Here is a 10,670-nt window from a genome sequence, read left to right as displayed (position 1 = left end):
CATCCCCGCCGGCCTCGACTATACGGCCGTGCCGCACCTGAGGGCCGAGGCCCGCGAGAAACTCGCCCGCATCCGCCCGCGTTCGCTCGGCCAGGCCGCCCGCATCGCCGGCATCGGCCCCGCCGACTTGTCGGTCCTCCTCATCCACCTCGCCCGCTAATCGCTCCCCGCGCGCCGTATGCCATTAACGCCCGCAGATGAGCCCCAGTCTCACCGGGGCGAATCTGCGGGACTCCCCTGCCAACCACGAGAGGGCGGAGGAGGGCCGCAATTTTCCCCGCCGGAGTCCCGGCGCGCCGGGATCGAGGGATCTCGCCGTGAATCCGTTGTCGTTTGACGTCTGCCTTTCAATCCGAAATCCGAAATCCGCCCTGGCACGGCAGGCGTGCCGTGGCCTGACGGCAATCCGAAATCGAAAGGTTCCGCGTTTGAACGCCCCGTCGCTCCGGCCCCCGCCCCCCGACGCCCTGCGGCCGATCACCCTTGGCGCCAGCCCTTCCAAAAAAAGCGGACATTTCTACTTTGCGGGAAAGAGGACATTTCTACTTTGCGTTGACACGTCTGGCATGCTGGCTTGACGAGGATAGCAGCGCCGGATACCATAGAGCCTGAGGACGGGGAGGGAATCGAAGGCCCGAGACTTTCAGAGGAGATTCGGGGGGCCTTTGGGGGCGGCAATCCCGGCGCGCCGGGATTGGCTGCGGCATTCTTGCTGCCGCTCGTCACCATTGGATTAGTACTACTACGCTGCGTTGAGATAGCGTTGTAGAATTAGGCGAAGGCCCTTGACGCGATAGGCTGCGTGGCTACAGCCTGTATTGTCGGCTTTGGGCCGTGGCGTGTGATCGGCGAAGGGTCGTGACGGGATGTAACTTGTGTCCGCTCAAAGGGTTGTAGTTGGCGCGGAGAGGTGCCAGAGCGGTTGATCGGACCGGTTTCGAAAACCGGCGTGGCCTTTATTGGTCACCGGGGGTTCGAATCCCCCCCTCTCCGCCAGATTTTTGGTGGGTGTTTGCGGCCCCGCCGGCCGCCCGGTTTCCGATGGGACTCTCGCGCGGGTGTGCTGGTCAGGCGGAACGCATTATAACGCGGGCGGCGATTCGCGCCGGCATGGGTCGGCGGCTATCAGGCGCTGCGGAGGAATCGGTCGACGACCTCGGCCATGCGCCGGCCTTGGTCGATGGCGCGGACCACCAGGGACGCGCCGGCGACGGCGTCGCCCGCCGCAAACACGCCCGACGCGCTCGTCCGGAACTCCTCGTCCACCCGAAGGAATAATGGGGTCAGACACCATTTTCCATTTTCGGGGGGGGCGATTGAGAGAGCGGAAACGCCAAGGCCGATGGCAACAAGAACTGGCGGAGAGGGGGGGATTCGAACCCCCGGTGACCACAAGGGCCACGCCGGTTTTCAAAACCGGTCCCTTCAACCGCTCGGGCACCTCTCCGCGCTTCTCCACTCTATCGGCACGGGCGGCCGTCTGCAATCGCCTGAACCGGAAAAGGTTCCGGACCCTTTTTCGCCGCGCGGCCGGGAAGGCTTGACGGCGCCGCCCTGGGCCACCATAATACCGGACGCTTCGTGCGGTGGGCGTAGCTCAGTTGGATAGAGCATCGGGTTGTGGTCCCGAGGGTCGGGGGTTCGAATCCCCTCGCTCACCCCATTTTCTTAGGCGTCGAAGAAAAAGGGTCCTGGACCCTTTTCTGTTTGTGCGTCAAACGTGGGAGGGGGCGAGCGTGCCGAACCGTGGCCTGCGAAACGGGTTGGCCCGTATCTGGCGGCGTCGCGCGCTTCTCTTACTTTTCGCCGCGGCTGCCGCGGCCTTCGTCTATGGGAGCGCCACCTGCATCCGGCCTGCGTCCTTCAAGGCCGTGAAGGCGCCGCGGGAGGGGCATGTCATGAACGACCGTGTGGCCGTCGTTTACTCCGCGCGCTATCAGGTGGAACTCGGCGGGGCGGAGAAACTCCACTCGTTCGACATCCGCAAGTACGCGAAGATTTACCTCGCGCTCAACACCGCCGGGCTCATCCGTCCGGAAGATGTCTTCGTGCCCGAGCCCGCCGACCGCGATTCGATCCTCCTCGTCCACACGCCTGCGTACCTGGAGAGCCTCAAGGATTCGAAGGCCGTCGCCGGGTACCTCGAAGCGCCCCTCGTGGCAGCGCTGCCGGCCGGCCTGGTTGAGTCGCAGATCCTCAAGCCTTTTCGTTACGCCACGGGCGGAACGATCCTCGCGTCGCGCCTGGCCTTGGAGCACGGCATCGGGATCAACATCGGGGGAGGCTACCATCACGCCAAGCCCGGCGCCGGCGAGGGATTCTGCATTTACAATGACCTGGCCGTCGCCATCCGCGTCCTCCAGCGCGACGGCCTCATTCGCCGCGCCCTCGTCGTCGACCTCGACGTGCATCAGGGGAACGGGACGGCCGTCTGCTTCGCCGGCGACCCGGACGTCTTCACCTTCTCCATGCACCAGGGCAACATCTATCCTGTGCCCAAGGAGACGAGCGACCTGGACGTCGAACTTGCGCCCGGGACGGACGACGCGGCGTATCAGAAGATCCTCCGGGAACATTTGCCCGCGGTTTTGGACCGGGCCCGGCCCGACATCATTTTTCTCCAGGCCGGTTGCGACACCCTGCGAGGCGATCCGCTCGCCGGCCTGGCGATGACCAAGGCGGGCATCGTTGCGCGCGATGCCTGCGTCATCGACGAGGCCGTCCGCCGCGGCGTGCCCGTCGTCGTAACGCTCGGCGGCGGGTACACGCGGGAGGCGTGGGACGTCCAGTGTGCCAGCATTCGCCGCACCATTGAAACGTACGGCCTCGCACACGGAGCCTCCCGTCCCCCGCGCCGGCCGACGGCGAAGGAAAAACTCTACACCAAGTAAGCCTGCCGCAAGGCCGGTCCGGCAGGACCGCATTTCGTCCGCCGACTTACGCTTGCAGAGCGCGCCCGCGCGGGGTAAACTCCACGGCCCGGTGGTCGGGTTCTCGTGAGGAAAGGTCCATGGCGAGGCGGACGGCGAAAGACGGCGGGCGGCGCTTCAAGGCGCTGGCGCGGCATCACGGCACGCCGCTGCTGGTGATCAGCCGGTCGGCCCTTCGCGCGCAACTCCAGCGTTTCCGCAAGGCCCTCGCGCGCGTCGAACCGTTCTACGCGGTGAAGGCCAACCCGCACGCCGAGGTCATCAAGTTCATGGTGGCGGAGAAGGCGGGCTTCGACGTCGCCAGCCAGGCCGAGATGGAAGCGGTGCTGGCGGCGGGCGCGCCGCCGTCGCGAATCATTTTCGCCAACACCATCAAGCCGCCGGAGGCGATCGCGGCGGCGACGAAGCGCGGCGTGGACCTGATGACGTTCGACTCGGAGTACGAACTCGACAAACTGGCCGAGGCCGCCCCGGGCGCCCGCTCGCTCGTCCGCATCAAAGTGCCGAACGTCGGCAGCGCGGTGGAACTGTCGCTGAAGTTCGGCGTTCTTCCGGCCGACGCCATCGACATGCTCATCAAGGCCCACCAGATGGGCCTCGTGGCGGCGGGCGTCGCGTTCCACGTCGGGAGCCAGTGCACGCGCGTCGAGAATTACATCGAGGCCCTCGAGATCGCCGCCATCCTCTTCCGCGACGCACGCCTCAAGCAGATTCCGCTGGAGATTCTGGACATCGGCGGCGGGTTCCCGATCCCGAACGCCAACCACGGCGAGGACCAGTTTGAGGAAATCGCGTCGGTCATCTCGCGCGAACTGGAGCGCCTGTTCGAACCTTCGGTGCGCGTCATCGCCGAGCCCGGGCGCTTTCTCGTCGGCCCCGCCGCCACGCTCGTCATGCGCATTATCGGCAAAGCCATCCGCGAGAACAAGCACTGGTATTACCTGGACGACGGCGTGTACGGGTCCTTGAGCGGCCTGGTGTTCGACCATGCCGCCTACCGGTTCCAGGCCGTCCGCGACGGGCCGACGCGCCTGTCGACCCTGGCGGGCCCCACGTGCGATTCGTTCGACATCATCGCGCGGGGCGAGGCGATGCCGGAACTCGAGATCGGCGACATCGTGTACGTCGAGAACATCGGCGCCTATAGCGTGGCGAGCGCGAGCCGGTTCAACGGCTTCGAGCCCGCCCAGGTTGTTCTGGTGTCCTAGTACTACTACGCTGTGTTCTTCAACGCAGAGAGCGCCGAGAACGCAGAGAACGGCACAAATTGGGTAAAGACGAAAAGGGAAGGCGTCCGTTGTTGACTGCTGTTTGTTGTTACCCAGGCCTCGGTTTTCTCCGCGGTCTCTGCGCTCTCTGCGTTGAGATAGCGTTGTAGAACTAGGTGGAAGGTTTGATCCAGCGAAGGAACCCGCGATGAAACGAAGCCATCGAACCCGCAAGGACTTGACGGAACTGCCGGATTGGCTCCGCAAGAAGAAGTGTCCCCGCAAGGACGCGTACCTTTCGGGCCGGCGGATCATGCCCAAACCCATCACCGGCCGCGAAAAGTTCGTCGACCTCATCGACGAGACGTTCCTGGCCTACAACGCCGCACGCCTCCGAGAGGGGTGCGAACTTTTCGTCACAAAAATGCTCGCGCGCGACGTGACGGTCGGCATGAGCCTCGCCGGGGCCCTGACGCCCGCCGGCCTGGGGTGCTCCTCGGTCATCCCTCTCATCAAGGCGGGTTTCGTGGACTGGATCGTCGCCACCGGCGCGAACCTCTACCACGACCTCCACTTCGCCTTCAACCTCCCGCTCCATGTCGGGTCGCATCTGGTGGACGACGCCGACCTGAGGAAGAACGACGTCGTCCGCATCTACGATGTCCTCCTCGGCTACACGGACTGCCTGATGGCGACCGACGAGATCCTCCGCCGCATCCTCGTGCAGCCCGAGTTCCAGAAGGAGATGGGGACGGCGGAACTGCATTACCTCCTCGGCCGGTACGCCGCCGACTGGGAAAAGAAGAACCGCCTCAAGGACGTTTCGGTCCTCGCCGCCGCCTACCGCGCGGGCCTGCCCGTCTATACTTCGAGCCCGGGCGACTCGACGATCGGCATGAACGTCGCGGGCGTCGAACTCCGCGGCAACAAACTCCGCATCAATCCTTCGATTGATGTCAACGAGACCACGAGTATCGTCCTGGCGGCCAAGCGCTCCGGCGGCAAGAGCGCGGTCGTCCTCATGGGCGGCGGAAGCCCCAAGAACTTCATGCTCCAGACCGAGCCCCAAATCCAGGAAATCCTGCGCATCAAGGAGGTCGGCCAGGATTACTTTTTCCAGGTCACCGACGCCCGGCCGGACACCGGGGGCCTCTCGGGTGCGACGCCGCACGAGGCCGTCTCCTGGGGCAAGGTGGACCCGAACCGCCTGCCCGATGCCGTCGTCTGCTACGCGGACACGACCATCGCGCTTCCGATCTTCACGCACTACGCCCTCGCGCGCCACAGGAAGCGGAAACTGAAGCGCCTCTACCGCCGACGCGCGGAACTCATGGAATCCCTCGTCCGCGAATACTTCGCGCACAACAAGTAGTGATTTCGAGCCGCCAAGTTTAGAGGCTGTTTCAATTCCCTCTCCCCCGGTGGGAGAGGGCTAGGGTGAGGGGGCATAGTGGGCTTTCCAAGGTCTTTTTCACCCTCACCCCTTCCCTCTCTCGTTCGACCCAGAGGCTCTCGACGGGCCATCAAGGGAGAGGGGGTTATGAAACAGCATCTTAGCCAAATATGTAATGAAGCCACAGAGATGATGACTCGCCTATTCGCCGACCAGCGGCGAACGGAGAAATGGGGGGAGAGGGGGGGCGTGTACCTGTAACGGAACCCGTCGGGGAGAAGGCGTAATCCACCTGCCGCTCAGCCGCGGAAACGGCCGGCGGGGCGGACATAGAATCGAGGCACCTGCCTTCGCCAAGGCCCGCCACGGGCGGGTGAACTTCCGCCGTCGTCCCGGCGCGCCGGGACTATGGCGGACAAGTCGGCGGGCAGGGGCGGCGGGTGTTCCGTCGCCGAGAGTGCTGCTGTTGCTTCGGTCGCCCTTCGGGCTCCCTCCGCAACAGCAGCGGGAACGTTACCCATGGCGGCGGTTCCACCTTATTCCAGGTCGGAAACTGTCCAGCGCATGGGGACAAGCTAACTCTTGAGACGGGGGCGTGCGTGCGAAGCCGAAACAGAAACCTCGCAACCGTTTTGCTCGTGCTGGCGATGCTTCTTGCCCTCGCGTCGCCGATGCCGGCGAAGAACGAGAGTTCCCCGGTGCCGGCGCTCGGCGCCGATCTGCGTTCGGCGGTCTTCCGCGACTGGCTCCTTCAGGACGCGGGCGGCGACGCCAAGAACTGTTTCACCGGCACGGCGGGCGCGGCCGGCGAAACAAAAGCGGTCGAGACCGTCCTCAAGGAACTCGGCCCCGGCGGCCAGGCGCTCGGCGAAGAACTCGCCCGGCTGACCGCGGGCAACGTGCCCGGCAACGACCCGCGGTGGCGCGATCTCTACACGAAGGCGTGCGAGGCGCGCCGGGCGAAGCGGCTCGCGCTGCTCCTCGCAAAGTGGCAGCGAATCGTCTTCGCCAAGCACTTCAACATGGACGGCAGCCACTACGCCTACACCGAGGCCCAGAGCGACGCCCAGGCCGAGCGAAACTACATTCCCGGCGGGGCGCTGTGCGTCCTCGAACAGCGCGGCCTTTACGGTGAGGTCCGCACGCTCATCGAAGACGCCCGGGGCGTCATCCGCAACCCCGACGTCTCATACGACGGCGCGCGGATCCTCTTCGCCTGGAAGAAGAGCGACCGCGAGGACGACTACCACCTCTACGAGATGGACGCGGCCACAGGCACGGTCCGCCAACTGACCGACGGCCTCGGATTCGCCGACTACGAGGGATGCTACCTGCCCAACGGCGACATCCTTTTCAACTCCACGCGCTGCGTTCAGACCGTCGACTGCTGGTGGACCGAGGTCTCGAACCTCTACACCTGCGACAAGGATGGACGGTTTCTTCGCCGCCTGTCCTTCGACCAGGTCCACACGAACTTTCCGACCGTCACGCCCGACGGCCGCGTCCTCTACACCCGATGGGACTACAACGACCGCGGCCAGTTGTTCCCCCAGCCGCTCTTTCAAATGAACCCGGACGGCACGGGCCAGACGGAGTTCTATGGCAACAACTCGTGGTTCCCCACCACCATTATCCACGCGCGGGGCATTCCGGGGACGCAGAAGGTCGTCGCCGTCGCCACCGGCCATCACAGCGATCAGAGCGGCAAACTGGCTGTCATCGACCCGGCCAGGGGCCGCCAGGAAAACGCCGGCGTCCAACTCATCGCCCCCGTCCGGGAAACCAACGCCGAACGCATCGACGCCTACGGACAGGACGGCGACCAGTTCCAGTACCCTTACCCTTTGAGCGAGACGCAATTCCTCATGACCTACGCCCCCCTCCATTCCGCGCGCGGCGGCCTTGCCGGCCACGGCATTTACCTGATGGACATCGACGGCCGGCGGGAACTCCTCGCCTGGGACCCGAAGATCTCCTGCAATCAGCCCGTGCCGCTCGCCCCGCGCCCCGTGCCGCACAGGCGGCCCAGCGCGGTTGATTACCGCAAGACAACCGGAACCTACTACGTGCAGGATGTGTACGTGGGACCCGGACTGGCGGGCGTTCCTCGCGGGACGGTCAAGCGGCTGCGCGTCGTGGCCCTGGAGTTCCGCGCGGCAGGCATCGGGAACAACGGCAACGGCGGCCCGGCCGGCAGCGCGCTGGTCAGCACGCCCGTGGCCGTCAGCAACGGCTCGTGGGACGTGAAGCGCGTCCTCGGCTCCGTGCCGGTGGAGGAAGACGGCTCGGCGCTGTTCGTCGTCCCCGCCCGCACGCCCGTCTATTTCCAGTTGCTCGACGCGAAAGGCCACGTCGTCCAGAGCATGCGTTCCTGGTCCACGCTCCAGCCGGGGGAAAACTTTTCCTGCGTCGGCTGCCACGAGGACAAGAACTCCGCCCCCGCCATCGGCACACTTACCATCGCCATGCGCATCGGTCCCCGATCGCTTGAACCTTTCTACGGCCCGCCGCGAGGTTTTTCGTTTCCGAAAGAGATCCAGCCGATCCTCGACAGGCACTGCATCAAGTGCCATACGGGCGAGAAGGAAAAGCCCTTCAGCCTCCAGGCCGTCAAAAAAGCCGACCCGCAGGCCAAGCGCGCCTGGTTCGAGTCCTATCTCAACCTGACCCAAAACGGCACGCCCAACAAGATCGTCAACTGGCTGAACGTCCAGTCCGTGCCGCCCATCTTGCCGCCTTACTTCGCCGGCGCCGCCAAGAGCAAACTCCCGACGATGCTCGAGGAACGCCACAACAAGGTGCAACTCGGCGGGGAGGAACTCGAAAAAATCGCCTGCTGGATCGACCTGCTGGTCCCCTTCTGCGGCGACTACACCGAGGCCGCTACCTGGAACGACGCCGACAAGGGAAAGTACGCCCGCTACCAGGCCAAACGCGAACGAATGGGGGCCGAGGAGGCGGCCAACATCCAGGCGCTCATCGCCTCGCAGACTGCCGAGGCGCCATAACCCTCCGACAAACGGCCCCGCTCACTCGTAGAAGAGAACGCCGAATTCGGGGGACGCAATACTGATTTCGGTTTTCCAATTTCCGGGGACAGGCATTTCCGGCCCCCCAATCCTGCTTTTCCTCCTGCCGCAACAACAGCAGTTCCAAGTTCCAGGCTTGCCCGCCATCTTGTGGGCCATCTCGTCCGCCTGAGCCCCGGCGCGCCGGGGATCTTGGAATAGCTCGTGACGTGCCACTTGCCGATCTGTCCGACGCCGATGATACCGATGCGAACCTTGTCCATAGATCTACGCTCCTCTCCCTGAAAGCGGTTGGCGTGGCGGCCGTCCCGGGCCGCCGCCAGGCTCCGGCCCCGGGCCTCCGTCGTTTACGTGCCCCCGCACTACTCGTTTTTTCCCGGCGCTTTGTCAAGCAAGTTCGCTTGAAACCGCCGTCCGGCCCGGTATGTTCTCTGGGTACAGGGCCGGGCCTGGCCCGGCCTTCGCCAGGAGAGCGACCATGATTTCCCTGCGCCCCGGCTGGTTGCAGGCGGCCGCGCTGGGCTGGATGGCGGCCGCCCTGCTGCTGATGATGGCCAAGGCCGCTCCGGCGGGCGAGGCCCTCAAGGTCACCGATTTCGGCGCCGTGCCGAACGACGGGAAGGACGACGCCCCTGCCTTCCAGGCGGCGCTGGAGGCCTGCGCGAAAAAGCCCGGGGCGACGCTCGCGTTGGCGCCGGGGACCTACGACCTGTTCGGCGGAAAGAAGGATGCGCAGGGCGTGCCGCACGGCCCGAGCGTGGTGGCCAAGGGCCTGCGCGGCGTGACGATCGACGGCGGCGGGGCGGAACTCGTCGGCCACGACCTGGCCGAGATGTTCCGCTTCGACGGCGATTCGGCCGACCTGGTCATCCGCAACCTCCAGTTCGACTGGGACCCGCTGCCGTTCACGGGCGGCAAGGTCGTCGCGCGGGGCGAGAAGTCCTTCGATCTGGAGGCGGTCGCGCCCCACGTCGCTCGCGCCGGCGTGCTCATCCAGGGCGTCCTCGGCTTCGATCCGCAGGAGGGCCGGATGGCCCGCCGCGGCCTCGACCACTACCAGCGCGAGGGCGAGTGCCGGACGCCGACGGAACTCGTGTCGCCGGGCGTGATGCGCGTCTTCGTGAGCCAGCCCGGCGCGGTCCCGCCGCTCGGCGCGAATGTCATCGCCCGCCACCAGATCTACGGCATGAACGTCTTCACGGTCATCGGCTGCGACAACGTGCGCCTGGAGAACGTGACCGTCTACGCCTGCCCGGGCATGGGCCTGTACGCGGACTCGTGCAAGGACTTCACGCTCCGGAACTTCCGGGTCGAGGTGAAGCCCGGCTCGGGCCGGTGGATGACCACCGAGGCCGACGCCACGCATTTCAATAATTGCCGCGGAAGGATCACGTTCGAAGACTGCCTCTTCGAGCGGATGGGCGACGATGCCACCAATTTCCACCTGATGTACAGCGTCGTCCGCGAGCGCGTGGACGAGCGGACCGTGCGACTGGTCATGGGCCGCGGCGGCGGCGGGTGGCCCGCGATGCCCCGGCAGGGCGACGTGCTGGAGTTCGGCGGCGGCGAGAACCCGCTGGTCCCCTATGCAGCGGTCACCGTGGCGGCTGTCGAAAGAGACGCGCCGGGCAAGGCCGCCGTGGTGCACTTTACGGAGGCGCTGCCCGCCCAGGTGGCCAAGGGCCACGTCGTCGCCAACACGAGCACGGCGCCGTCCGTCCGGATCCAGAGGTGCACCGTGCGGCAGAACCGTGCGCGGGGCATGCTCGTCCAGACCCGCGACGTCGTTATCGAGGACTGCGATTTCGAGGACATCTCGGGCGCGGCCCTTCACATCTGTAGCGACGCGAACTACTGGTGGGAGGGCCTGGGTACGCGGAACGTGACGATCCGGGGCAGCCGCTTCAGCCGGTGCAACTTCGGGGCCGCGCGGCGGGCGGGCGTCATTGACCTGTTTGCGGAGGTCGGCCCGCGCCTGGCCGGCCCGGGGGTGCATCGCGGCATCGTCATCGAGAACAACACGATCGCCGACGCCGACGGCGCGGCCATCCATGTCGGCTGCGCGGATGGCGTCGTCCTGCGCGGCAACACCATCCTGCGGCCGCAGGGC

The 10,670-nt window shown here is 65.9% G+C and carries 7 protein-coding genes and 3 tRNA genes; 8 read left to right on the top strand and 2 right to left on the bottom strand.

All coding sequences use genetic code 11. The annotated features are described in order from the left end of the window. Both NTX40_00815 and NTX40_00810 read left to right on the top strand, forming a co-directional pair. Positions 1 to 160, top strand: a 160-nt coding sequence (locus NTX40_00815; GenBank protein ID MCX5647632.1) for a hypothetical protein, incomplete at its 5' end; no start/stop codon positions are given. A gap of 744 nt (positions 161 to 904) precedes the next feature. Next, positions 905 to 996 (top strand) — tRNA-Ser (locus tag NTX40_00810). Between the two features lie 129 nt (positions 997 to 1,125). On the opposite strand, the gene NTX40_00805 is transcribed toward NTX40_00810, so the two are convergent. Then, on the bottom strand, positions 1,126 to 1,266 hold the full coding sequence (locus NTX40_00805) for a hypothetical protein (GenBank protein MCX5647631.1): 141 nt from the start codon (positions 1,264 to 1,266) through the stop codon (positions 1,126 to 1,128). A gap of 90 nt (positions 1,267 to 1,356) precedes the next feature. Further along, positions 1,357 to 1,447 (bottom strand) — tRNA-Ser (locus NTX40_00800). Between the two features lie 139 nt (positions 1,448 to 1,586). Between NTX40_00800 and NTX40_00795 the strand changes: the two genes are divergently transcribed. From NTX40_00795 to NTX40_00770, 6 genes are all read left to right on the top strand, one after another. Next, a tRNA-His gene (locus NTX40_00795) sits at positions 1,587 to 1,663 on the top strand. A gap of 235 nt (positions 1,664 to 1,898) precedes the next feature. Next, a complete protein-coding gene (locus tag NTX40_00790; protein MCX5647630.1) occupies positions 1,899 to 2,891 on the top strand; it encodes a histone deacetylase in 993 nt (330 codons plus the stop codon). Between the two features lie 119 nt (positions 2,892 to 3,010). After that, positions 3,011 to 4,138 (top strand): type III PLP-dependent enzyme, encoded by a 1,128-nt coding sequence (locus NTX40_00785; protein MCX5647629.1) that lies wholly within the window; start codon positions 3,011 to 3,013, stop codon positions 4,136 to 4,138. Between the two features lie 208 nt (positions 4,139 to 4,346). Next, positions 4,347 to 5,510 (top strand): deoxyhypusine synthase, encoded by a 1,164-nt coding sequence (gene speY / locus NTX40_00780; protein ID MCX5647628.1) that lies wholly within the window; start codon positions 4,347 to 4,349, stop codon positions 5,508 to 5,510. Positions 5,511 to 6,130: 620 nt separating this feature from the next. Then, positions 6,131 to 8,539: a hypothetical protein gene (locus tag NTX40_00775; protein ID MCX5647627.1), complete on the top strand. Its 2,409-nt coding sequence runs from the start codon at positions 6,131 to 6,133 to the stop codon at positions 8,537 to 8,539. Positions 8,540 to 9,038: 499 nt separating this feature from the next. Next, positions 9,039 to 10,670 (top strand): right-handed parallel beta-helix repeat-containing protein (locus NTX40_00770; GenBank protein ID MCX5647626.1); only part of this gene is annotated, 1,632 nt, incomplete at its 3' end.

This window comes from Planctomycetota bacterium (assembly GCA_026387035.1).
Lineage (GTDB): Bacteria > Planctomycetota > Phycisphaerae > FEN-1346 > FEN-1346 > JAPLMM01.
Note: the sequence above shows the minus strand (reverse complement) of the source record. Positions and strands in the feature narration are given on the sequence as shown.

Coding starts and splice junctions, on each gene's coding strand:
- NTX40_00790 (MCX5647630.1), top strand. CDS start 1,899: ATGAACGACCGTGTGGCCGTCGTTTACTCCGCGCGCTATCAGGTGGAA.
- NTX40_00785 (MCX5647629.1), top strand. CDS start 3,011: ATGGCGAGGCGGACGGCGAAAGACGGCGGGCGGCGCTTCAAGGCGCTG.
- speY (MCX5647628.1), top strand. CDS start 4,347: ATGAAACGAAGCCATCGAACCCGCAAGGACTTGACGGAACTGCCGGAT.